Consider the following 23,291-nt stretch of genomic DNA (forward strand, 5'->3'; position numbering starts at 1 on the left):
CACCGCGATAAGATTTGTTGATCAGGGTTAATACGGGCATGGGCCCGGCCGTCCTCTCCCCCGTCACCGGCACGACCTCCATGCCGCACGCTTCGAACAGCCGGGCAGCCCCCCGCGGCATCGCTCAGTCGACCGCCTTCAGCGCATCGAGCCCGTCGGGCAGCCTCGCATCCGGAAACATCGTCGACAGCGTCGCATCGCGCCACCGCGCCGCCTCTTCCGCGCGCTGCGTTTCCGCCTGCTCGCACACGTACAGCGCATCGCCGCCGAGCAGCAGACGCAGCGGCACATCGTCGCGGCGCGACAACTCGACGATCAGCGCCGCGATCCGCGCGGGGTCGCCGACCTCGTGGCCGCCATACGTGCCGAGCAGCTCGAGAATCCTCCCGACCGACGGCTGGTAGTCGGGCAGCAGCTCGTCGATGTCGCGCTTCGCCTGCGCGGCCCATTCGGTGCGCATCCCGCCCGGTTCGAGCGTGCACACGCGCACGCCGAACGGCGCGACTTCCTTCGCGAGCACGTCGCTGAACCCGCCGACCGCCCACTTCGCGGCCTGATACGCGGACAACCCGGGCGTCGACGTGCGCCCGCCGACCGACGACACCTGGAAGATGTGCCCCGCACGCTGCGCACGCAGCGTCGGCAGCACCGCGCGCGTCAGGTTGATCACGCCGAACAGGTTCGTTTCGATCTGATCGCGGAAGTCGTCGGCGCCCATCTGCTCGAATGGCGCCGTATGGCCGTAACCCGCGTTGTTCACCAGCACGTCGATACGGCCGAACGCCGCCTGTGCGGCCGCGACGGCCTGCGCGGCCGCCGCTTCGTCGGTGACGTCGAGTGCGACCGTCAGCAGCCGGTCGCCGTACCGCTCGGCCAGATCGGCCAGCCGCGCCGGATCGCGGGCGCCGGCCACCAGCCGGTCGCCCGCCGCGAGCACCGCTTCCGAAATCGCTCGCCCCAGGCCGCGCGCGGCCCCCGTTACCAACCAGACTTTCGACATGTTCCACTCCTTGATCGTGGTGAAATCACAAAAAAAATGAATGATTACTCACTCATTAATAAGGGCGACGATTCGGTCCTTCATGACCTGCATCACCCTGCCCGAAACGCACCGCCGGCCGCCGCCGCGACACGCGCAACCGCACGCGCCGCCACGACGGCAATCCTTCACTCACACCGCGTGCAGCACGGCCCACAACGCACGAAACCCGGCTTCCCGATAGGCATCCGCCCGTGCCGGATCGCGCGCGATCGACTCCATCGCCGTTTCCGCGATCGACGTAAACAATGCCGCGCAGAACGCATGCGCTTCGTCGCGGTTCAGCGCGCCCGACGCGGCAACCTGCTCGCGCAGCAGCGTGCTGATTCCGCCGAAGCCTTCGGCGCCGGCCGCGTGATGCGCGTCGTCGATGCGCCCGCTCACGCCAAGCTGCTGCAGCGCGCGCCGCCCGTCCGGATTCGCGACGCCCCACGACACATAGCCGTTCCACGCATGCCGCACCGCCTGCTCGACCGGCGCGTGTTCCGGAAATCCGGTCATCATCGCTTCACGCATGTCGGCCTTCAGGCTCAGGTACAGCGCGTTCAGCAACGCATCCTTGGTCTCGAAGTAGGTGAACACCGTGCCTTCCGCCACGCCGGCGAGCCGCGCGATGCGCGCGGTGGTCGCAGTGGCGCCGTCCTCGGCGAGCGCGCGGGCGGCGGCGGCGAGGATGGCTTCGTGCTTGTCGGGACTGCGCGGTCGAGCCACGTTCGATTCCTTTAATGAGTGAGCACTCAATCATAATCAAGCCTTCATCCGGAACGCAAGCGCTGTTACATCCGGGCGAACGCACACGCGATCCATCAAAACCGTGCACTATTAGGGTTTTGCAGTGCCGGCGCCCGGCGCCCTCGACGTTCGTTTCACGTTCACCGCTTCAAACCGCGAACCTCCCATGACGAATCAGCCTACCCAGACCGCGGCCGACCGGCCCGTCGACATGATCATCTTCGGCGGCGGCGGCGACCTGGCCGCCCGCAAGCTGTTGCCCGCGCTGTACATGGCGCACCTGCACTGCAATCTTCCGCCCGAGACGCGCATCATCGCCGTCGGCCGCCGCGACTGGGGCATCGACGGCTATCGCAAGTTCATGGACGAGCAGTCGCGCCCGTTCATCGACGCGAAGGCGTTCGACGCCGACGCGTGGAGCCGCTTCCTCGATCTCTTCAAGTACGTGCTGATCGACGTGAACGCGCCCGACGACTACCAGCGCCTCGCCGAAGCGGCGCGCGGCGAGGCGATCCGCGTGTTCTACCTGTCGACGTCGCCGGAGCTGTTCACGACGATCTGCGACAACCTGTCGGCCGCGCACCTGGTCGACGCGCGCTCGCGCGTCGTCCTCGAAAAACCGCTGGGCCACGATCTTGCGTCCGCGAAGGCGATCAACAATGCGGTCGGCAAGCACTTCGAGGAATCGCAGATCTATCGGATCGACCACTATCTCGGCAAGGAAACCGTGCAGAACCTGATGGTCCTGCGCTTCGGCAACCCGATCTTCGGGCCGCTGTGGCAGGCGCCGAACATCCGCAGCGTGCAGATCACGGTGGCGGAGACGGTCGGCGTCGGCAGCCGCGCGGGCTTCTACGACCATACGGGCGCGCTGCGCGACATGGTGCAGAACCACCTGCTGCAGCTGCTGTGCATCGTCGCGATGGAGCCGCCCGTGTCGCTCGACCCGGACGCGGTGCGCGACGAGAAGCTGAAGGTACTGCGCTCGCTGCGGCCGATGTCGCTGTCGGACGTCGCGCGCGACACGGTGCGCGGCCAGTACACGGCCGGCGCGGTCGACGGCCAGCCGGTGAAGGGTTACCTCGAGGAAGACAACGTGCCGGCGGACAGCCGCGCGGAAACCTTCGTCGCGCTGCGCGCGCACATCAACAACTGGCGCTGGGCGAACGTGCCGTTCTTCCTGCGCACCGGCAAGCGGCTGCAGCGCCGCCAGTCGGAAATCGTGGTCGAGTTCGCCGACATGCCGTTCTCGATCATCCCGAACGGCCCGCGCCATTACGGCAACCGCCTCGTGATCCAGCTCCAGCCGGAAGAGTCGATCCAGCTGCAGATGCTCGCGAAGGAACCGGGCAGCGGGATGAACATGGTGCCGGTCAACCTGAACCTCGACCTGCAGCAGGCGATTCCGGAGCGGCGCGCGGAAGCGTACGAACGGCTGCTGATCGACGTGATCCGCGGCCGCCTCACGCACTTCATGCGTCGCGACGAGCTCGAAGCCGCGTGGACGTGGGTCGAGCCGATTCTCGACGGCTGGAAGCAGCTCGGCGACCGGCCGCGCCTCTATACGGCCGGCACGTTCGGGCCGGCCGCTTCGTCGGCGCTGCTCGCGCGCGACGGGATGTCCTGGGCCGAAGAGGCGTAACGGCCGCATGACGGCGTGCCGCCCGCGCGGCACGCCGGATCAATGGGGGCGGCGCCCGCCGTCTTCCCGTCCGCGAGGCGCCGCTACTGCGGCTCCAGCCACGCGGCCTTGCGCCGCGTCGGCGTCCCGCCGCCGCCGTTGCTGCCACCCAGCACCTCGATCATGTAGTCGACGAACGACGCAATCCGCGACGAGATCGCGGTATTGCGGTAATACACCGCATGGATCGGCTGCTCGACCTCGAGCGTCTGACGCGCGAGCACCTGCACGAGCCGCCCCGCCTCGCGATCCTGCGCGGTCATGAAATCCGACAGGCAGACGACGCCCGCGCCCTCCAGCGCGAGCTGCCGCAGCGTCTCGCCGCTCGACGAACTGACGTCCGGCTCGATGCGGCACGCTTCGCCGTCGGCGCCGAGGATCGGCCACACGTTCAACGACTCGGGCTGCGTGAAGCCGAGCAGCGCGTGCCTGGCGAGCTCCTCGACCTTGCGCGGCTGGCCGTGCGCTTCGATATAGGCGGGGCTCGCCAGAATGCGCAGCCGGCTGTTGCCGATGCGCCGGCTGTGCAGCGTCGAATCCTTCAACCGGCCGATCCGGATCGCGACGTCGGTACGCCGCTCCAGCAGGTCGATGATGCCCTCGTTGCTGTTCAGCTCCAGCTCGACCTTCGGGAAGCGTGCGCGGTAGCCGCGCACGAGCGGCACGATCACGTGCAGCATGAACGGCGTCGCGGCGTCGACGCGCAGGCGCCCGGACGGCATCTCGCGCCGCGCGAGCATCTGCTCCTCCGCATTCTCGACCGATTCGATGATCGCGCGCGCATCCTGCAGGAACGCACGCCCCTCCTCGGTCAGTTCGAGCCGGCGCGTGGTCCGGCGCAGCAGCGTGGTCTTCAGCTTCTCCTCGAGCCGCGCGAGCGTGCGGCTCGTCGCCGACACGGTGAGGTCGAGCTGCTGGGACGCGGCGGTGATCGAGCCGGTGTCGACCACGGCGGCAAAGGCGTGGAGTTCGTCGAGCGTGATCTTCATTGTTGATCTGAAATCAAAACAATTTGGTTTATAGACCAGTTTTTCCGCAAAAGTAAAGTCGGCACACTGCGATCCATCCTTACCGGAACCAGGATCCACCATGCCACTCGCCCTGCTTGCGCTGACCATCAGCGCGTTTGCCATCGGCACGACCGAGTTCGTGATCGTCGGGCTGATCCCGACGATCGGCGCCGATCTCGGCGTCAGCCTGCCGTCGGCCGGCCTGCTCGTCAGCCTCTATGCCCTGAGCGTCGCCATCGGCGCGCCGCTGCTCACCGCGCTCACCGGCCGCGTGCCGCGCAAGACGCTGCTCGCCGGGCTGATGGCCCTCTTCACCGTCGGCAACCTCGTCGCCTGGCAGGCACCGGGCTACGAATCGCTGATCGTCGCGCGCGTCCTCACCGGCCTCGCGCACGGCGTGTTCTTCTCGGTCGGCTCGATCATCGCGACGACGCTCGTGCCGAAGGACAAGGCCGCGAGCGCGATCGCGACGATGTTCAGCGGGATGACCGTCGCGTTCGTCGCCGGTATTCCGCTCGGCACCTTCATCGGCCAGCACTTCGGCTGGCGCGCGACGTTCCTGATCGTCGCGCTGTTCGGCCTCGTCGCGTTCCTCGGCGCAGTCGCCTTCGTGCCGCGCGGGCTGCCGCGGACGCCGCCGGCGCCGCTCGCCCGCCAGCTGCGCGTGCTGGCCCAGCCGCGGCTGCTGCTCGTCTTCGCGATGACGGCCGTCGGCTACGGCGGCTCGCTGATCGCGTTCACGTACATGGCGCCGCTGCTCGAACAGATCGCCGGCTTCACGCCGTCGCAGGTCAGCCTCGTGCTCGTCGGCTACGGCGTGTCGGTCGCGTTCGGCAACGTGTGGGGCGGCAAGCTCGCGGATGCCGTCGGCCCCGTGAAGGCGCTCAAGCGGATCTTCCTGCTGCTCGCGATCGTGCTGCTCGCGCTGACCTTCACGATCCACGTGAAATGGCTCGCGGTGCTGACGATGCTCGCCTGGGGGGCGGTCGCGTTCGGCAACGTGCCGGGGCTGCAGGTGTACGTCGTCAAGCAGGCGCGCCACTTCGCGCCGGACGCCGCCGACGTCGCCTCGGGCTTCAACATCGCCGCGTTCAACCTCGGCGTGGCCGGCGGCTCGTCGCTCGGCGGCCTGATCGTCGCGAACGTCGGCCTCGGCCACACGCCGTGGATCGCCGCCGTCGTCACGCTCGGCGCATTCGCGCTCACCGCGCTGAGCGGCCGCCTCGACCGTCGCCACGGGCTGCCGGAACGCACGGCGGAACCCGTCGAACTCGCCCACTGAACGTCACTTTTTTGCAGGAGTCCACCCGCATGAACGCATCGACCCGACGTCCGCCGTTCGCCGGCAAGACTTTCGAAGTCCGTTACGACGGCCTCACCGCGCTCAACGCGTACGACGAGGACGGCCTCCACATGCGCTACGAGATCACCGAAGGCCCGTACGCGGGCGCGAAGGGGGAAGTCGAATACGCGTGGCAGCCCGTCGCCGGCGAGACCTATGCGATCGCGTGGCAGGAAGCCGACCGCGCGACGGTCGTGCACATCGACGATTTCGCCGCCGGCACGTCGCGCGCGTTCTTCACCGCGCCGTCGCTCGATTTCCACCGCCTCGCAGGCAGCCTGCGCGCGGTCTGAACGGAGCCCGAACATGTCCACCTCACTCGAGAAACTCGCCGACGGCGGCTTCAGCGTCGGCATCGAACTGCCGCTCGACAACGACTGGTCGCCGGCCGGCGACGCGAAGCGCCAGCACCAGGGCCGCCGCCCCGGCGTGCCCGACCTGGAGATCCACGCGGAGCTCGCGCAACTGGCCGACACGCTCGGCTTCCGCGCGCTCTGGGTACGCGACGTGCCGGTATACGACCCGTCGTTCGGCGACGCCGCGCAGGTGTTCGAAACGTTCTCGTATCTCGGCTACCTCGCCGGCATCACGAACGACATCCTGCTCGGCACGGCAGCCGTCGTGCTGCCGCTGCGCGAGCCGCTGCTGACGCTGAAATCGGCCGCGACGATCCAGGAACTGAGCGGCGGCCGCCTGATGCTCGGCGTCGCGAGCGGCGACCGGCCGGTCGAGTATCCGCTGTTCGGCCGCGATTTCGCGTCGCGCGGCGCGAATTTCCGCGACCAGATCGCGCTGCTGCGCGACGGCGCGCGCGGCCACCTGCCGCCCGGCCTCGACGTGCTGCCGGTCGCCCGTTCGCCGGTGCCGCTGCTCGTCGCGGGCCTTGCGCAGCAGACGCCCGCGTGGATCGGCGAGCACATGGACGGCTGCCTCGCGTATCCGGGCACGCCGGCCGACCACGCGCAGCGCGCCGCGAACTGGCGCGCGGTGGCCGGCGACAAGCCGTACGTGAGCTTCATCCATCTCGACCTCGCGGACGATCCGCACGAGCCGCTGCAGCGGCACCGCTTCGGCGCCCGCGCGGGCCGCATCGCGCTGACGGAAGAACTGGCGGCGATGCGCGACGCGGGCGTGCGGCACATCGGCCTGCATTTCCGCCGCAACCGCCGCCCGCTCGACGAGACGATGGCCGAGATCGCATCGGACGTGCTGCCCGTCTTTCATCCGGCGACGAACGTGCAGACGCGCGCCGCATAAGGCCGGCAACGGCCTGCGGCGGGCCCGCCGCAGGACTTATATTTGATTTCAAGTCAAATATCATTGACTTCTATAGGCGTTTATTTCATCAGTCCAAGACGCCAGAATGACGCCTGACCCGTAATCGTTTCACCCTCCCAGGAGCACGTGATGAGCAAGATTCCCGCATTCGGCCTCGGTACCTTCCGCCTGCAAGGCCAGGTTGTCATCGACTCGGTCCGCAACGGCCTCGAAGTCGGCTACCGCGCGGTCGACACCGCGCAGATCTACGGCAACGAAGCCGAAGTCGGCGAAGCGATCGCCGCCTCGGGCGTGCGCCGCGAAGACCTGTTCCTGACCACGAAGATCTGGGTCGACAACTACGCGCCGGAAAAGCTGGGCGCAAGCCTGGAAGACAGCCTGCGCAAGCTGCGCACCGACCATGTCGACCTGACGCTGATCCACTGGCCGGCCCCGGGCAACGGCGTATCGATCCAGGCGTTCATGACCGCACTCGCCGACGCCAAGGCGAAAGGCCTCACGCGCCAGATCGGCATCTCGAACTTCAACATCGAACTGACGAAGGAAGCGATCGCGGCCGTCGGCAAGGAGGCGATCGCCACGAACCAGATCGAACTGAGCCCGTACCTGCAGAACCGCAAGCTCGTCGAGTTCCTGAACGGCGAAGGCATCCACGTGACGTCGTACATGACGCTCGCGTACGGCAAGGTGCTCGGCGACCCGGTGCTCGGCGCGATCGCCCGCCGTCACGAAGCGACGCCCGCCCAGGTCGCGCTTGCGTGGGCGCTGCGGCTCGGCTACTCGGTGATTCCGTCGTCGACGAAGCGCGAAAACCTCGCAAGCAACCTGCTCGCGCAGACGCTGCGCCTCACCGACGAAGACATGGCGCAGATCGCCGCGCTCGAGCGCAACGGCCGCGAAGTCGACCCGGCCGGCCTCGCGCCGCAGTGGGACTAAGCGCGCCGCCCCGCCTCATCGACCCGTCCGCGGCCAGCCGGCCGCGGCATCCACAGGACACCACCATGACCCAGGACCCGCTTTTTCAACCGCTGCAACTCGGCGCGCTGATGCTGCCGAACCGCATCGTGATGCCGCCGATGACGCGCTCGCGCGCGAGCCAGCCCGGCGACGAAGCCAACGACCTGATGGCCGCGTATTACGCGCAGCGCGCGAGTGCGGGCCTGATCGTCAGCGAAGGCACCTATATCGCACCGCTCGGCAAGGGCTACGCGTGGACGCCCGGCATTCACACGCCGTCGCAGGTCGCCGGCTGGCGCAAGGTGACCGACGCCGTGCATGCCGCGCACGGCCGCATCTTCGCGCAGCTGTGGCACGTCGGCCGGTTGAGCCATACGAGCCTGCTCGGCGGCGCGCAACCCGTATCGTCGTCGCCGATCCAGGCGAAGGGCGTAAACGTGTTCATCGCCGGTGAAGACGGCAGCACGCCGGGCTTCGTGCAGGCATCCGAGCCGCGCGCGCTGTCGATCGACGAGATCCGCGAGATCGTCGACCAGTACCGCGCCGCCGCGCGCCACGCGATCGAGGCCGGCTTCGACGGCGTCGAGCTGCACGGCGCGAACGGCTACCTCGTGAACCAGTTCATCGATTCGAACGCCAACACGCGCACCGACGCATACGGCGGCTCGCTCGACAACCGGCTGCGCTTCCTGCGCGAAGTCACGCAGGCGCTGATCGACGGCACCGGCGACGCCGCGCGCGTCGGCATCCGCCTCGCGCCGCTGACCACGCTGAACGGTTGCGTCGACGACGATCCGGAAACGACCTATCTCGCGGCCGCGAAGCTGCTCGGCGAACTCGGCGTCGGCTACCTGCACATCGCGGAAGCCGACTGGGACGACGCGCCGCTGATGCCGGTCGCCTTCAAGCAGCAACTGCGTGCCGCCTACCCGGGCGTGTTGATCTACGCCGGCGCGTACACCGCCGAGCGCGCACGCGAGGCGATCGCCGCCGGCTGGGCCGACCTCATTGCGTTCGGCCGCCCGTTCGTCGCGAACCCCGACCTGCCCGAACGCCTGCGCACCGGCGCCGCGCTCGCGCCGCACGACCGCAACACGCTGTTCGGCGGCGGCGCCCGGGGCCTGACCGACTATCCGACGCTCGCGCAAGCCGCGGCCTGACCGCCGTCCTCCACGCAGGTCGACATCGACCCGGTCGCGATCCGCTGATCGCGCCTGCGCCCCCCCGACGATCGCGGCCGCTATCGCCGCGATTGTCATTTCCGAATGGCGGCCTGTGCATTCGGCGTCTAACGTTGACAGGATCCCCTCCGCACGACCGCCACCCGACCTGAAAGGACGCTCCGCCATGCCAAGCCGTTCCCCGACACGCGACATGCTGCTGGCCCTGGCGGCCGGTCTTTCCCTGGCGGCCTTCGCCGCACCGGCGCGGGCCGACGACGCTGCCGGCCTCGCGCCGCCGGCGCCGGCCGCGCCGGTACTGTCGACCACCGCGACCGGCGTGCAGATCTATTCGTGCGAATACGATGCCGACCATCGGCTCGCGTGGGCCTTCCAGCGTCCGGAGGCGACGCTGTTCGACGGCGGCGGCACGCTCGTCGTGCGGCATGGCGCGGGGCCGTCGTGGGAGGCGCTCGACGGCAGCCGCATCACCGGCAAGAAACTCGCGGAAGCGCCGAGCGCGAGCCCCGCCAGCATTCCGCAACTGCTGCTCGCGGCGACGCCGGCCGCCACGGGCACGCTTGCCGGCGTGCGCTTCGTGCAGCGGCTCGACACGGCGGGCGGCACGCCGCCGGCCGCATCGTGCCCGACCGAGCACGCGGTCGGGCGCTTCCCGTACTTCGCGCGATACGTGTTCCTGAAGTGATGCGCGCGGCGGCGCGGGCACCGGGCATCACCCCGGTACCGTTCACCCCCGCGACCAGTTAATCAGTTTTCCTATCTTTCAGGCCCGGATGCGTGAAACCGCCGGCATCTTCGTTCCGGCTGCTCAGCCGATCCGCATCGACAACTCGACGTCGCCGCCGAACGGCACCGACAGATAGCCGTTTTCCGGCGCGCGCACGTACGCGAGGTAGTCGGGGCTGTATTCCGCGTTGTCGGCCACGACGAACGCCCCCGTTCTGAGGTGCGGCTCGACCCGCGCCAGGATTTCCGGATACAGCGCCTTCGCGCCGTCGAGCAGCAACAGGTCGACCGCATCCGGCAGATCGACGGCCAGCGTGCGCAGCGCGTCGCCCTCGCGAATCTCGACGAGATCGGCGAGCCCGGCCGCGGCCAGGTTCGCTTGTGCGCGCATGACCTTCGACGGCTCGAACTCGCTCGTGATCAACCGGCCGCCGCCGTTGTCGCGCAATGCGGCCGCGAGATGCAGCGTCGAGATGCCGAACGACGTGCCGAATTCGACGATCGCCCGCGCGCCGCCGCTGCGCGCGAGCATGTACAGCAGCGAGCCCGTCTCGCGCGACACGGCCAGCGGATAGTCCTTCAGGCGCGCATACAGATCGGCGTAGTCCGTCTTGCTGCGCATCAGCCGCGCTTGCTCGTCGCGCGACACGCCGGCGAAGCCGGGGCTCGTCGCGGGCGACGACGCCTCGGCTTCGTCGAACAGGCGCGCGAGCAGCGACGCCAGCGGGTCGTGAATCAGGGTGGTCATGCGGTTCTCCAGTGTCAGGTTGAGTGCGTCAGTGCGCCCGACTAGAATATGACGAACTATTCATGTTTTGCTATTCGCATTGGCCAACCGCCCATGACCGACCGCCGCAACGCCCCGATCGCCACGCGCAGGCTGCCTCGGCAGGCGCGCTCGACCCGTCTCGTCGAAGACGTTCTCCAGGCCGCTATTCAGGTTTTGGCCGCCGAAGGCGCGCAGCGCTTCACGATGGCGCGCGTCGCCGAGCGCGCCGGCGTGAGCGTCGGCTCGCTGTACCAGTACTTCCCGAACAAGGCGTCCGTGCTGTTCCGGCTGCAGCACGACGAATGGCGGCAGACGTCCGACATGCTGTGCCGGATACTGCAGGACACGCGAAAAACGCCGCCCGAGCGGCTGCGCACGGCCGTCCATGCGTTCATCCGCTCGGAATGCGACGAGGCGGGCATGCGCATCGCACTCGACGACGCCGCGCCGCTCTATCGCGACGCCCCCGAGGCGCAGGCAGTGCGGACGGAGGGCCACCGGGTCTTCAACGCGTTCATGCGCGAAGCGCTGCCCGGCGTGCCCGACGCCACGCACGCGCTCGCCTGCGAACTGGTCATGACGACGCTCACGTCGGGCGGCAAGACCTTCTCCGAAACCGCGCGCACGCCGGCGGAAATCGACGCCTATTCGGCCGCGATGGCCGACATGTTCTGCGCGTACCTCGCGCATCTCGCGCGCGCCTGACACGACGAGCGCCGAAAGGCGTGCGCGCAAGCCGCGCGCGGCACCGGTATCATCCGGCTGCCGCTGGCGCATGGCCGCAGGTCGCGCCGCCCGCCGCCGTTCGCTTGCGCGTGCGCAGCCCCGATGAAAGATACTCGTAATATTCGATACCTCAACCGCTTCCGCCGGGCCCGTCGACCCCGCATTCAAATAGTCGCCTTAACGGATTCGAACTAGGCGTATACACGCGTGTCGCCGCATCGAAGCCCCGTTGCACGCCGATATAAGCGCTGCGACATGCGCTGCATGCTCTTCCCCCGATGGGACGTGATGGGCCGCTCGCCTAACCTTCGCTACGGCAAAGCACACGTGACGGGATCGCCCTCACCACGCGTCGTCCGGCGCGACACCCTCGCGATCGTTTCGATTCGCGCGTAACGACACGCATCACGCGTCATTCGTCCCCACGACGTTGCCGAACAATCCCAACTAGATACGAGACACCCTGACGACGGTTCGCGACGAGCCGTTTCAGCATGCTGATAAAGGAGCAAGCTCATGAGTGATACCCCGGTGCAGCCGACGGTCGACGTCGGCGCGGCAGAAACGGACTTTGGCACCCCGGGAGTGATCGACCGGTACTTCGGCATTTCGTCGCGCGGCAGCACGCAGCGCCGCGAGATCATTGCCGGCGTCACCACCTTCCTCGCGATGGTCTATTCCGTGTTCGTCGTGCCCGGCATGTTCGGCAAGGCCGGCTTCGACACGAGCGCCGTGTTCGTCGCGGTCTGCCTCACCACCGCGTTCGGCTCGCTGCTGATGGGCCTGTGGGCGAAACTGCCGATCGCGATCGGCTGCGCGATCTCGCTGACCGCGTTCACCGCGTTCGGCCTCGTGCTCGGCAAGGGCCTGCATCCGACGGTCGCGCTCGGCGCGGTGTTCCTGATGGGCCTCGTGTTCACCGGCATCTCGGTCACCGGCGTGCGTTCGTGGATCCTGCGCAACCTGCCCGCGGGTGTCGCGCACGGCACGGGCATCGGCATCGGCCTGTTCCTGCTGCTGATCGCGTCGAACGACGTCGGCCTCGTGATCAAGAACCCGGGCGCCGGCCTGCCGGTCTCGCTCGGCCAGATCACCGCACTTCCGGTCATCATGTCGATCGTCGGCCTCGCCGCGATCTTCGGCCTCGAGAAGCGCCGCGTGCCGGGCGGCATCCTGCTCGTCGTGATCGCGATCTCGATCTTCGGCCTGATCTTCGATCCGGCCGTGAAGTACCACGGCATCTTCGCGCTGCCGTCGCTGAGCGCACCGGGGCACGAATCGCTGATCGGCGCGATGGACATCAAGGGCGCGCTGTCGATGGCCGTGCTGCCGAGCGTGCTGGCACTCGTGATGACCGCCGTGTTCGACGCGACCGGCACGATCCGCGCGGTCGCCGGGCAGGCCGGCCAGCTCGACGAGAACGGCCGCATCATCAACGGCGGCCGCGCGCTGACGGCCGACTCGATCAGCTCGATCTTCTCCGGTTTCCTCGGCGGCGCGCCGGCGGCGGCCTACATCGAGTCAAGCGTCGGCGTGGCCGCCGGCGCGAAGACGGGCCTGGCAGCCGCCGTGGTCGGCCTGCTGTTCCTCGTCGTGATGTTCTTTTCGCCGCTCGCGGGCCTGGTGCCGTCGTACGCCACCGCACCCGCGCTGATGTACGTCGGCCTGCTGATGCTCGGCAGCGTGAGCAAGCTGCACATGGACGACATGGTCGATGCGATGTCGGGCCTCGTGTGCGCGGTGTTCATCGTGCTGACCGCGAACATCGTGACAGGCATCATGCTCGGCTTCTCGACGCTCGTGATCGGCCGCATCGCGAGCGGCGAATTCCGCAAGCTCAACGTCGGCACCGTGCTCATCGCGGCCGTGCTCGTCGCCTTCTATCTCGGCGGCTGGGCCATCTGACCGCGACACATGCGCGACGTCGCCTGCAGAAGGGCGGCGCGCATCGGGACGATGACGTCTCCTCCACCATCATCGTTGATGGTCTCCAGGCCTGGGAACGCGAGTTTCCAGGCTTTTTTTGCCGGTGCGCGCGACGCGGCGAAGCGCCGCATCGCCGCCGCACTGCCGCCGCGCTGCGAATCCGCCGCCGGTGCTACGATCGCGTTTTGTGTTCCGGAGCAGACATGAACGCGCTCGGCATCGTCTCCGAATCGGACAGCAGGACCTCGGCGCGCAAGCCGCCGTTCATCCCGTCGTTCGGCTTTTACGAAATACACGAATCGAAGCCGATCGATGCCGATCCGGCGCGCATCATCGATGCGGTCTCCGCGATCGACATGCGCACGGATCCGGTCGTCGATACGCTGCTCAGCCTCCGCGAATTCCCGGCCGCGCTTGCCGCCTCGCTGTGCCGCGGCACCACGCGACGCGAACGCGAACGCTTCGGCCTCCATGCATTCACGCCGCTGCATCGCGACGACACGTCGCTGTCGCTCGGCCTCGTCGGCCGCTTCTGGCGTCCCGCGCCCGACGTGCGCGCCATCGCCGATGCCGCCGCCTTCGTCCGGCACGACGACCCGCGCGATGCGAAGCTGGTGCTCCGGTTCGAGGTCGTCGGGCTCGCCTCGGGCGCGCACATGCTGCGCACGGAAACGTTCATCCACTGCCCGAGCGAGCGCACGCGCTGGCTACTCACGCCGTACTGGCTCGCGATCCGGCTGGGGAGCGGCTGGATCCGGCGCCGCACGCTCGCGGCGGTGGAGACGGCGCTGGCCTGAGCCGGCCGGTCAGAACGGCTTGATCACGACCAGCCCGACGACGATCGCAGCCGCGGCGACGACCGCGCCCGCCGCCTGCCCGAGCCACGCCGCCGGCGCGACGGCGAGATCGTCGCGCGCCATGCGCCGCAGCGTGCCGGCCAGCATGCCGTGCAGCGCCGACAGCGCGACGACGACGGCAAGCTTCGCCGACAGCCACGCCGCGCCGAACCAGTGACCGCTCAGCGCGATCGCGATCCCCGTGACCCAGACGATCGCGAGGGCCGGCGCCGTCACCGTGCGATCCCAGCGCCGCACCGCGCGATGCACGGCGAGGTTCGCGATCCGGACACCGACGGACAACATCAGCAGCCCGCCGACGAACGTGACGACAGCCGCCACATGCACGGCCTTCAGCACCAGGTAGATCATCGCGCGTGCCGCCGGCGCGCGATCCATCCCGCACTCGCCAGCCCCGCGAACGGCACGACGGCCGACAGCACGAGCCGCGCGACCTCGCGCCCGCTCCACAGCCCGCTCGAGGCGGTGCCGGCGAGCGCCCACACGTACATCGCGAACGCGATGCCATGCACCGGCCCCATGATCGATACCGCGGCCGGATAACCGGCCAGATGCTTGAGCGGCACGGCGACGCACACCAGCACGACGAGCGTGGCCGCCTCCAGCAACGACAGGTACTGCAGGTTCCGCAACGCGTTGCGATCGTCTTGTGTCATCGGCGGGCTCCAGGTTGATCCGCCGCGATTGTCGCGTGTGGTGCGGGTTCCGGCCATTGGCTAGAATGACATCTTTCAACGGATTCCGGCCACGGCCGCGAACGCCATGCACACGGTCGCCGTTCTCGCCTTGCCCGATGTCGTCCCGTTCGACCTGGGCATCGCGTGCGACACGTTCGCGCGCGTGCGGTTGCCCGACGGCGCGCCCGCCTACCGCGTGCGCGTGTGCAGCGAGCAGCCGCGCGTCGCCGGCGACCTGTTCGAGCTGCGCCCGCCGTTTCGTCTCGACGCGCTGGCCAACGCCGATACGATCATGGTCCCCGGCACGTCCGTGCCGCTCGCGCCGACGCCGCGCCGCGTGCTCGCCGCACTCCGCGAAGCGGCCGCGCGCGGCAGCCGGATCGCGTCGATCTGCAGCGGCGCGTTCGTGCTCGCGGAAGCCGGGCTGCTCGACGGCCTGCGCGCGACGACGCACTGGCTCGCGGCCGCCGAACTCGCACGCCGCCATCCGCACGTCGACGTCGATCCGAACGTGCTGTTCGTCGACAACGGACAGATCCTGACGTCGGCCGGCGCGGCGGCCGGCCTCGACCTGTGCCTGCACATGATCCAGGCCGACTACGGCGCGGCGGTGGCCGTCGACGCCGCACGCAGTGCGGTGGCGCCGCGCGTGCGCGAAGGCGGGCAGGCGCAGTTCATCGCGCCGGAATGGCCTGCCGGCGGCGACGGGCTGCAAGACCTGATGGACTGGCTGCAGGCGAACCTGCGCAAGCCGCTCACGCTCGATGCGATGGCCCGCAAGGCGTCGACGAGCGTACGCACGCTGACGCGGCGCTTCCAGGCGCAGACGGGCACGTCGCCGCGCCAATGGCTGCAGACCGCTCGCGTCCGGCACGCGCAGCAGTTGCTGGAGGTGACGGAGCTGTCGATCGAACATGTCGCGACGGAAGCCGGGTTCGGTTCGGTCACCGCGTTTCGCGAACGGTTCGCGCGCATCGTCGGCACGTCGCCGCAACGCTATCGCCAGACGTTCCGCGCACGCGCCGGCGCATGACGTTCCCCAGGACCGCCATCCGAAGCATGAAACCGTCGCCCCCTTTCGCGCCAACCGGACCCGACCGATGACCCGCATCCGCAACCCGCTGAACATCGCGCAGCTCCAGGCGTTCGTCTCCGCCGCGCACCTCAAGAGCCTGCGCGCCGCCGCGCGCGAACTCGGCGTCACGCAGCCCGCGATCACGCACACGATCCGCGAACTCGAAACGGCGCTCAACGCGGAGTTGCTCGCGCGCAGCGTGCGCGGCGTCGAGCTGACCGCATGCGGCCACGCGCTGCTGCCGCGCGCCGAGCAGCTGCTCGGCGACATCCGCCGCACGGTCGAGGCCGTCGAGCAGGTGAAAGGCGAGATGTCGGGGCGCGTCGCGGTCGGCACGATGCCGTCGATCGCGCTGACCGCGCTGCCGCACGCGGTGACGGCGTTCCGCCGGTCGATGCCGAACGTGAGCCTCCATCTGGAGGAAGTGACGGTGCCCGACGCGCTCGCGCAGCTGCGCAACGGCACGCTCGACATCGCTGCGATGCACCATGTGCCCGCGCTCGACCGCGATTTCACGCAATCGCCGCTGCTGTCGACCGAATTCACGATCGTGATGCGCGACGGCCACCCGCTCGCGCATGCGCGCCGTTTAGAGGAACTGCTCGATGCCGAGTGGATCGTCACCGTCGGCGCCGAGCAGTTTCCGCACAGCGTGATGGTCGGGATGTTCGAGAAGCACGGGCTGCCGCTGCCGAAACGCCTGCTGCGCTCGCCGATGTCGTTCGCGGTGACGCTCGGGCTCGTCGCGCGCTCCGACGTGATCGGCTGCTTCACGCGCCCGCTGGCCGCGATGGTCGCGCCGCTCGGCATCCGCACGGCCGAACTCGACGAAAGCATGCCGCGCTTCGACCTGTCGATCATCGCGCGGCGCGACCTGCTGCCCACGCCCGCCGTGTCGCAATTCGTCACGTGCCTGCGGCGCGCGGTCAACGAAACGCTCGGCTGAATCGTTCCTGTGTCTGAAACGGCGGCGCCCGCAACGCGCCGCCGCCGGGCCCGGTATCGGGGCTTGTCCTAGGCGCCCTGCCGGTATTTTGTCTTGATAATCTTGCGCACGTCGCGCACCCGCATCGGGTGGGCGAAACGGACTGTCCGACGCGAAGCCGCGGCGGACCGAAGGCTTACGGCGCGGCACAACCGCGCACCCATCGAACAAAACGAGGAGTCACCGAGTGAAAAAGATTCTTGCGGCTGTGACCGTTGCCCTGCTCGCCGTATCGGCAGGCAGCGCGTACGCGAAGGACTGGTCGACCGTGCGGTTCGGCGTCGACGCCAGCTACCCGCCTTTCGAATCGAAAGGCGCCGACGGCAAGGTTGTCGGTTTCGACGTCGATCTCGGCAACGAAATCTGCCGCCGCATCCACGCGAAGTGCGTGTGGATCGAAAACGACTTCGACGGGATGATCCCGGCGCTGAAGGCCCGCAAGTTCGACGGCGTGCTGTCGTCGATGTCGATGACGCCGGCGCGTCAGGAACAGATCGCCTTCTCGGCGAAGCTGTTCAACACGCCGACGCGCCTCGTCACGAAGAAGGGCACGGGCCTGATGCCGACGGCCGAATCGCTGAAGGGCAAGTCGGTCGGCGTCGAGCAGGGCACGATCCAGGAAACCTACGCGAAGACGTACTGGGCGTCGAAGGGCGTGAACGTCGTGCCTTACCAGAACCAGGACCAGGTCTACGCCGACCTGATCTCCGGCCGTCTGGACGGCGCGCTGCAAGACGCGGTGCAAGCCGAGATCGGCTTCCTGAAGACGCCGCGCGGCGCGAACTTCGACTTCGCCGGCAAGGACATCGACGATCCGAAGACGCTCGGCAACGGCGCCGGTATCGGCCTGCGCAAGGAAGACACCGACTTGAAGGCGAAGATCGACGGCGCGATCGCCGGCATGCGCAAGGACGGTACGTACGACAAGATCGCGAAGAAGTACTTCGATTTCGACGTCTACGGCAAGTAATACGGCCAGCCGGCGCGCCGCGCGCCGCGATGAAACGGGCTCCGCGAGGAGCCCGTTTTTTTTGCGCGCGCGGGTTGGGCGACGTTATTTTTTCCGTACCAAACCGATGATTCGCAAGGAAAATCCGCGCGTTCCGGTACCGGTTTGATGGCGACGACGCAGGCAACGTACAATCGTCCTTCCACGCACACCGGATCCTTCGCGGCTGCGCCGCACTCCCCCATCATGCAAACGCAGACCCATCCGCTGATTTCCCCCGCCGTCGGCACCGAACGCCAGATCACGAGCTTCCACTACGGCCCGCGCGGCGGCAAGAAGGTCTACATCCAGTCGTCGCTGCATGCGGACGAACTGCCCGGCATGCTGGTCGCCACGCTGCTGCGCCGCAAGATCGCCGCGCTCGAGACGGCCGGCAAGCTGCGCGGCGAAATCGTGGTCGTGCCCGTGCCGAACCCGATCGGCCTGTCGCAGCACGTGTTCGGCGATCACCTCGGCCGTTTCGAGCTCGGCTCGATGCAGAACTTCAACCGCAATTTCTACGATCTCGCGGCACTGGTGCTGCCGCGCGTCGAACACCATCTCACGAACGACGCGCAGCGCAACCTCGTCGCCGTGCGCGCCGCGATGCGCGAAGCGCTCGACGAGCAGAAGCCGCGCACCGAACTCGACTCGCAGCGCCTCGCGCTGCAGAAGCTGTCGTTCGACGCCGATATCGTGCTCGACCTGCACTGCGACAGCGATGCGGTGATGCACCTCTACACGAATCCCGACCTCTGGCCGGACGTCGAGCCGCTGTCGCGCTATCTCGACGCGCAGGCGTCGCTGCTCGCGCTGAATTCGGTCGGCAACCCGTTCGACGAAATCCACAGCTTCTGCTGGTCGGATCTGCGCAGCCGTTTCGGCGACCGCTTCCCGATCCCGAACGGCGCGATTTCCGTCACGGTGGAACTGCGCAGCGAACGCGACGTGTCGTACGAACTCGCCGAAAAGGACGCACAGGCCATCGTCGAGTACCTGACCGAGCGCGGCATCGTCGACGGCACGCCGGCGCCGCTGCCGCCGCTCGCGCATCCGGCCACGCCGCTCGCGGGCACCGATCCGCTTGTCGCGCCGGTGTCGGGCGTGATCGTGTTCCGCACGCCGGTGGGCGCGATGATCGAGGCGGGCCAGGCCGTGGCCGACATCGTCGATCCGCTGACCGATCGCGTCGTCACGCTGAAGAGCAGCGTATCGGGCGTGCTGTACGCGCGCCAGATCGTACGTTTCGCGACGGCCGGCATGGAAGTCGCGCGCGTCGCCGGCGCGACCGCGATCCGCACGGGTTCGCTGCTGTCGGCCTGAGCGCGCGGCCCGCGCGCCGGGCCACGGCGCGCAGCGCACGCACCAACGAAATCGCCCGCTTGCGCGGGCGATTGGCTTTCCGGAGGGCACGTCGGCGGCCGGCGACGGCCGCCGGCCGTTCGGCGTGAAGACCGTTCAGAATGCCGGCACGATCGCGCCGCCGAACTTCTGGTCGATGAACTTGCGCACGTCGTCCGATTCATAGGCCGCGACGAGCTTCTTCACCCACGGCTTGTCCTTGTCCTGCGCACGCACCGCGATCAGGTTCGCGTACGGCCCGCGCAGGTCCTCGATCGCGATCGCGTCCTTCACCGGCGTCAGCCCGGCCTTCACCGCGTAGTCGGTATTGATCGACGCGGCATCGACGTCAGGCAGCGCGCGCGGCAACTGCGCGGCGTCGAGTTCGACGATCTTGATCTTCTTCGGGTTCTCGGCGACGTCGAGCGGCGTCGCGTTCACGCCGTTCGTGCCGACGCCCGGCTTCAGCTTGATCACGCCGTACTTCTGCAGCAGCAGCAGCGCGCGATTGCCGTTCGACGGGTCGTTCTGGATGCCGACCTTCGCCCCCACCGGCAAGTCCTTCAGGGACTTGAGCTTCTTCGAGTAGAAGCCCATCGGCGCCGTGTAGGTGAGCCCGACGTTCACGATCCTGTAACCGCGCTGCTTGATCTGGCTGTCGAGGAACGGCTGGTGCTGGAAGCCGTTCGCGTCGAGGTCGCCCGAATCGAGCGCCGCGTTCGGCTGCACGTAGTCGTTGAATTCGATGACCTTGATCGCGAGCCCTTCGCGCGCGGCGACCTTCGTCACTTCGGTCCAGATCTGCGCGTCGGGGCCGCTCATCGTGCCGATCTTCAGCGTTTGCGGATCGGCGTGCGCGCCGGGCGCCGCGAATGCCAGCGCGGCGGCGAGTGCGCCGAGGCCGGTCAGGATCGAACGTCGCATGGTGTCCTCTTGTCCCGTGTCGTTTGTTGGAGCACGGATCGTGACACGGGGCCCGAACGCGACAAACCAAGCTTATTTCATGTGCATATTCCGGATCGGGATCGATTCTCTGCCGAAATCGGTATAACCCCCGCTGGCCAACCCGGGCAGAATTCGGTGTCGCATCGGCGCCACACATTCTTCATATGACAGTCGCTGTCATATTCATTACGTGCCCCGCCGATAAAGTTGCGGCCGGTCCGTGAAAGCGCCCAGAGAGAGCGCCGGAACCGCAACTGGACACGCCATTTATTCGCTCGGAGAATCCTTTGAACAAGAAACTGTTGACCATCGCCGCCCTGGCAGCAACGGCCGGCACGGCGCACGCACAAAGCAGCGTGACGCTGTACGGCGTCATCGATGCCGGTATCAGCTACGTGAACCACAGCAAGACCGCCAACGGCGGCACGGGCAAGCTGTTCAAGTACGACGACGGCGTTGCCCAGGGCAGCCGTTGGGGCCTGCGCGGCACCGAAGACCTCGGTGGCGGCCTGAAGGCGATCTTCGTGCTCGAAAACGGCTTCAACAGCGGCAACGGCACGATCGGCCAGGGTGGCGCGATCTTCGGCCGCCAGGCTTACGTCGGCCTGAGCCAGTCGCAGTACGGCACGGTCACGTTCGGCCGCCAGTACTCGTTCTCGACCGACATCCTCGGTTCGAACTACTCGACGGGCGGCAACACGGTCGCGGGCAACTACGCGTACCACGTGAACGACATCGACCAGCTCACGTCGAGCCGCATCAACAACGCCGTGAAGTTCCAGAGCGCGAACTACTCGGGCTTCACGTTCGGCGCGTTGTACGGCTTCTCGAACTCGACGGACTTCGCGGGCGCACCGGCCACGACGTCGGGCACGACGACGACGGCAGGCTCGTCGCGCGCATACAGCTTCGGCCTGAACTACGCGAACGGCCCGATCTCGGTCGGCGCCGCCTACACGGACATCCGCTACCCGAGCCAGTCGTCGCCGGCCTTCTCGACGACGATCGCGAACCTGAGCACGGGCAACGTCCGCGACCTGCGCACGTACGGCGTCGGCGGCCGCTACGTCTGGGGTCCGGCAACGGCATGGCTGCTGTGGACGCGTACGCAGTTCTCGACCGTTTCGGGCGCGGGCGGCACGTTCTACAACGCATACGAAGCAGGCGCGAAGTACGCGTTCACGCCGGCCCTGTCGGGCGGCCTCGGCTACACGTACACGAACGCGACGCAGAACGGCAATTCGTGGCACTGGAACCAGGTCAACGGTATCGCCGACTACGCACTCAGCAAGCGGACGGACGTGTACGGCCTGGTCGTGTACCAGCAGGCTTCGGGCAAGGGCGTGCAAGCGCAGATCGGCTCGAGCACGAGCTACTTCAACACGTCGGGCACGGGTTCGAAGAACCAGATCGCCGCCCGCATCGGTATCCGTCACAAGTTCTAAAGCGTCCGCTTAACTCGCGGATCACGACGGCAAGAAGCGCCCCGCTCCACGCGGGGCGCTTTTTTATGGGCTTTTAAGTTTCGCTTAATTCTGAGCTGAGACGATGCTCTCACCCCCCCTGTTGGCCGCCTGAGCATCGGCGGCTTTTTTTTTAAATGCCGACGGCGCCGCCATCGATTGCCCACAAGACAGGATCGGAGGCCATGATGATCGAAGATACCGTTTTCAGCCATCTGCACGCGATTCTGACGTGCCAACACTCGCTGCCGGTCCAGAGTTGCCGCGTCTCGGTCGAAATGCAGCGCCCGTGGGGCCGACCGTATCGGCTCGTCGAATGGACGATGCATCTCGACGCCCCCGCACGGCGCCAGATCGTGCCGGCCGAATCGACCGACGAAGAGATCGCCGAGGTCGTCGCCTCGCACGTGCCGGGCCGCCTTTACGGCGACGGCCGGCTGCAGTTCTGACCGCGCTCCCGCGCCACCCGCGTCCCGCCTGTCGGCCGCGCCGCACGCATCGTGCGGCAGTCGGTCTCGTTTGACGCGGCAACGAAACCTGCTACGCTGCGCGTTTTCGTCCACGCAACACACGATGGAAAACGCATTCAACGAACGTGGCGTCATGGTCACGCGCAACGGCCTGTCGGCCGCCGGGCAGGTATTCGCACTGCGTGACATCCGTCACGTCGATGTCGTCAAGATTCCCAAGAACCGCCTCGTTCCGTCGCTGATCTCGCTGATCGGCGCGGCCATCGCCGTCGCAGGCGGCATCGGCGCATCGAGCGCCGCGCTCGTCGTCGGCGTGATGCTCGTCGTCGTCGGCTACCTCGCCTGGGCCACGCAGGACATCACGTACCGGCTGATGGTCGAGATGCCCGACGGCAAGCGCGAAGCGCTGTCGAGCACCGACGCCGCGTTCGTCGAACGCGTCGCGCAGGTCGTGCGCGATGCACAGGCCGCCAGGACCGCCACTCCCGCCAACTGATCCCCTTCACGCGGCTGCACGCTTCGATTCACGGTTGCCGGACGCACGCGGTGCGTGCCGGCACGTGCGGCTGCCTCGGCGAACCGTATTCCCGCACGTCATCGCCCGCGCCGCGCCTGCGCCGCACGCGCCGACCGCCTAGTATGGAAGGAGCGGCGCGCCGCCGCATCGTCCGAGGAGGCCAGCATGAACGTCCAGTCGCTGTCCGGCACGCTTCGCGCGCAGGAATTGCTGATCGTGTCGATGATCCGCGCGCTGCCCCCTGATGCACGCCGCGCGCTCGTCGACCTCTACACCGAACAGATCGTCTTCGCCGAACAGGCCGGCCTCGACGTCCACAGCGATCGCGCGACGCACGAAGCGTTCATCGCGCACGCGCGCAACCTGCTGATCCGCATCGAAGCGCTGGCCTGACCGGCGCGCGCACGGCTCCCGAAAGGGCTGCCGCGGCGCGTGCGAGCCGCGCACGCGAGCGCTCACTCACGCCGCCTTTCGTCCTTGCATTGATAATAATTCTCATTTACACTGGTAAAGTTGTCAGTTGCCTTTCAATTCGCCGTTTGCCGCCTGCCGCGCGCAAACGGGCCAGCCAGGTGAACGCGTCACCCAGCCAGCCTTCGGGCTTGT

25 protein-coding genes are annotated in these 23,291 nt (G+C 68.0%); 18 read left to right on the plus strand and 7 right to left on the minus strand.

Features of this window, described 5'->3' with window-relative positions; all coding sequences use genetic code 11:
• Positions 1-124: 124 nt before the first annotated feature.
• Both VXM69_RS00415 and VXM69_RS00420 read right to left on the minus strand, forming a co-directional pair.
• Positions 125-1,000, minus strand: coding sequence for an SDR family NAD(P)-dependent oxidoreductase (locus VXM69_RS00415; protein WP_034187761.1), 876 nt, complete (start codon positions 998-1,000; stop codon positions 125-127).
• Positions 1,001-1,171: 171 nt separating this feature from the next.
• Positions 1,172-1,750: a TetR/AcrR family transcriptional regulator gene (locus VXM69_RS00420; protein ID WP_367188784.1), complete on the minus strand. Its 579-nt coding sequence runs from the start codon at positions 1,748-1,750 to the stop codon at positions 1,172-1,174.
• 187 nt (positions 1,751-1,937) lie between these two features.
• Between VXM69_RS00420 and zwf the strand changes: the two genes are divergently transcribed.
• Positions 1,938-3,413, plus strand: a complete 1,476-nt coding sequence (gene zwf / locus VXM69_RS00425) for a glucose-6-phosphate dehydrogenase (protein WP_034187759.1) — start codon at positions 1,938-1,940, stop codon at positions 3,411-3,413.
• A gap of 83 nt (positions 3,414-3,496) precedes the next feature.
• Here the strand turns inward: zwf and VXM69_RS00430 are convergent, their stop codons facing one another.
• Positions 3,497-4,441 (minus strand): LysR substrate-binding domain-containing protein, encoded by a 945-nt coding sequence (locus VXM69_RS00430; protein WP_367188785.1) that lies wholly within the window; start codon positions 4,439-4,441, stop codon positions 3,497-3,499.
• Positions 4,442-4,541: 100 nt separating this feature from the next.
• On the opposite strand from VXM69_RS00430, the gene VXM69_RS00435 reads away from it, so the two are divergent.
• From VXM69_RS00435 to VXM69_RS00460, 6 genes are all read left to right on the plus strand, one after another.
• Complete coding sequence (locus VXM69_RS00435; RefSeq protein WP_059559000.1) at positions 4,542-5,744, plus strand: MFS transporter; 1,203 nt, start codon at positions 4,542-4,544, stop codon at positions 5,742-5,744.
• Between the two features lie 29 nt (positions 5,745-5,773).
• Positions 5,774-6,097, plus strand: a complete 324-nt coding sequence (locus VXM69_RS00440) for a hypothetical protein (RefSeq protein WP_034187756.1) — start codon at positions 5,774-5,776, stop codon at positions 6,095-6,097.
• A gap of 13 nt (positions 6,098-6,110) precedes the next feature.
• A complete protein-coding gene (locus VXM69_RS00445) occupies positions 6,111-7,061 on the plus strand; it encodes an LLM class oxidoreductase (protein WP_034187755.1) in 951 nt (316 codons plus the stop codon).
• A gap of 150 nt (positions 7,062-7,211) precedes the next feature.
• A complete protein-coding gene (gene dkgB / locus VXM69_RS00450) occupies positions 7,212-8,018 on the plus strand; it encodes a 2,5-didehydrogluconate reductase DkgB (protein WP_367188786.1) in 807 nt (268 codons plus the stop codon).
• 65 nt (positions 8,019-8,083) lie between these two features.
• Positions 8,084-9,199 (plus strand): alkene reductase, encoded by a 1,116-nt coding sequence (locus tag VXM69_RS00455; protein ID WP_226254046.1) that lies wholly within the window; start codon positions 8,084-8,086, stop codon positions 9,197-9,199.
• A gap of 187 nt (positions 9,200-9,386) precedes the next feature.
• A complete protein-coding gene (locus VXM69_RS00460) occupies positions 9,387-9,905 on the plus strand; it encodes a DUF3455 domain-containing protein (RefSeq protein ID WP_124608542.1) in 519 nt (172 codons plus the stop codon).
• A 123-nt stretch (positions 9,906-10,028) separates the two neighbouring features.
• On the opposite strand, the gene VXM69_RS00465 is transcribed toward VXM69_RS00460, so the two are convergent.
• Positions 10,029-10,694: an O-methyltransferase gene (locus tag VXM69_RS00465; RefSeq protein ID WP_034187751.1), complete on the minus strand. Its 666-nt coding sequence runs from the start codon at positions 10,692-10,694 to the stop codon at positions 10,029-10,031.
• 48 nt (positions 10,695-10,742) lie between these two features.
• Between VXM69_RS00465 and VXM69_RS00470 the strand changes: the two genes are divergently transcribed.
• The 3 genes from VXM69_RS00470 to VXM69_RS00480 all read left to right on the plus strand — a co-directional run bounded on the left by VXM69_RS00470 (position 10,743) and on the right by VXM69_RS00480 (position 14,164).
• Positions 10,743-11,420, plus strand: coding sequence for a TetR family transcriptional regulator (locus VXM69_RS00470; RefSeq protein WP_059559011.1), 678 nt, complete (start codon positions 10,743-10,745; stop codon positions 11,418-11,420).
• A 537-nt stretch (positions 11,421-11,957) separates the two neighbouring features.
• Entirely contained in the window at positions 11,958-13,346 is a 1,389-nt protein-coding gene (locus VXM69_RS00475; RefSeq protein WP_034187749.1) for an NCS2 family permease, read from the plus strand.
• A gap of 224 nt (positions 13,347-13,570) precedes the next feature.
• Complete coding sequence (locus VXM69_RS00480) at positions 13,571-14,164, plus strand: hypothetical protein (protein ID WP_124608540.1); 594 nt, start codon at positions 13,571-13,573, stop codon at positions 14,162-14,164.
• Between the two features lie 9 nt (positions 14,165-14,173).
• Here VXM69_RS00480 and VXM69_RS00485 read toward each other — a convergent pair whose 3' ends face one another.
• Both VXM69_RS00485 and VXM69_RS00490 read right to left on the minus strand, forming a co-directional pair.
• A complete protein-coding gene (locus VXM69_RS00485) occupies positions 14,174-14,575 on the minus strand; it encodes a CopD family protein (RefSeq protein ID WP_034187860.1) in 402 nt (133 codons plus the stop codon).
• Positions 14,572-14,880, minus strand: a complete 309-nt coding sequence (locus tag VXM69_RS00490) for a DUF3817 domain-containing protein (protein WP_049032938.1) — start codon at positions 14,878-14,880, stop codon at positions 14,572-14,574. Before VXM69_RS00490 ends, VXM69_RS00485 begins: the two co-directional genes overlap by 4 nt.
• Positions 14,881-14,986: 106 nt before the next feature.
• On the opposite strand from VXM69_RS00490, the gene VXM69_RS00495 reads away from it, so the two are divergent.
• The 4 genes from VXM69_RS00495 (at position 14,987) to VXM69_RS00510 (ending at position 19,272) form a co-directional block, all read left to right on the plus strand.
• Positions 14,987-15,934 (plus strand): GlxA family transcriptional regulator, encoded by a 948-nt coding sequence (locus VXM69_RS00495; RefSeq protein WP_034187746.1) that lies wholly within the window; start codon positions 14,987-14,989, stop codon positions 15,932-15,934.
• A gap of 67 nt (positions 15,935-16,001) precedes the next feature.
• The gene (locus VXM69_RS00500) at positions 16,002-16,922 is read left to right on the plus strand and encodes a LysR substrate-binding domain-containing protein (RefSeq protein WP_034187745.1); all 921 of its coding nucleotides are present in this window, start codon (positions 16,002-16,004) and stop codon (positions 16,920-16,922) included.
• A gap of 226 nt (positions 16,923-17,148) precedes the next feature.
• Complete coding sequence (locus VXM69_RS00505; RefSeq protein ID WP_034187744.1) at positions 17,149-17,931, plus strand: ABC transporter substrate-binding protein; 783 nt, start codon at positions 17,149-17,151, stop codon at positions 17,929-17,931.
• 225 nt (positions 17,932-18,156) lie between these two features.
• Entirely contained in the window at positions 18,157-19,272 is a 1,116-nt protein-coding gene (locus VXM69_RS00510; protein ID WP_034187743.1) for a succinylglutamate desuccinylase/aspartoacylase family protein, read from the plus strand.
• A gap of 135 nt (positions 19,273-19,407) precedes the next feature.
• Here VXM69_RS00510 and VXM69_RS00515 read toward each other — a convergent pair whose 3' ends face one another.
• Complete coding sequence (locus VXM69_RS00515; protein WP_034187742.1) at positions 19,408-20,214, minus strand: MetQ/NlpA family ABC transporter substrate-binding protein; 807 nt, start codon at positions 20,212-20,214, stop codon at positions 19,408-19,410.
• Between the two features lie 308 nt (positions 20,215-20,522).
• Here VXM69_RS00515 and VXM69_RS00520 point away from each other — a divergent pair, with 308 nt between their 5' ends.
• From VXM69_RS00520 to VXM69_RS00535, 4 genes are all read left to right on the plus strand, one after another.
• Positions 20,523-21,680 (plus strand): porin, encoded by a 1,158-nt coding sequence (locus tag VXM69_RS00520; protein ID WP_175029026.1) that lies wholly within the window; start codon positions 20,523-20,525, stop codon positions 21,678-21,680.
• Positions 21,681-21,886: 206 nt separating this feature from the next.
• Complete coding sequence (locus VXM69_RS00525; RefSeq protein WP_011548992.1) at positions 21,887-22,147, plus strand: DUF2866 domain-containing protein; 261 nt, start codon at positions 21,887-21,889, stop codon at positions 22,145-22,147.
• A gap of 124 nt (positions 22,148-22,271) precedes the next feature.
• On the plus strand, positions 22,272-22,664 hold the full coding sequence (locus tag VXM69_RS00530) for a DUF6232 family protein (protein WP_034187740.1): 393 nt from the start codon (positions 22,272-22,274) through the stop codon (positions 22,662-22,664).
• Between the two features lie 186 nt (positions 22,665-22,850).
• Complete coding sequence (locus tag VXM69_RS00535) at positions 22,851-23,078, plus strand: hypothetical protein (RefSeq protein WP_049034581.1); 228 nt, start codon at positions 22,851-22,853, stop codon at positions 23,076-23,078.
• The last annotated feature ends 213 nt before the right edge of the window (positions 23,079-23,291 follow it).

Origin of the sequence: Burkholderia sp. Ed8 (genome assembly GCF_040761425.1) — a bacterium.
GTDB lineage: Bacteria > Pseudomonadota > Gammaproteobacteria > Burkholderiales > Burkholderiaceae > Burkholderia > Burkholderia seminalis.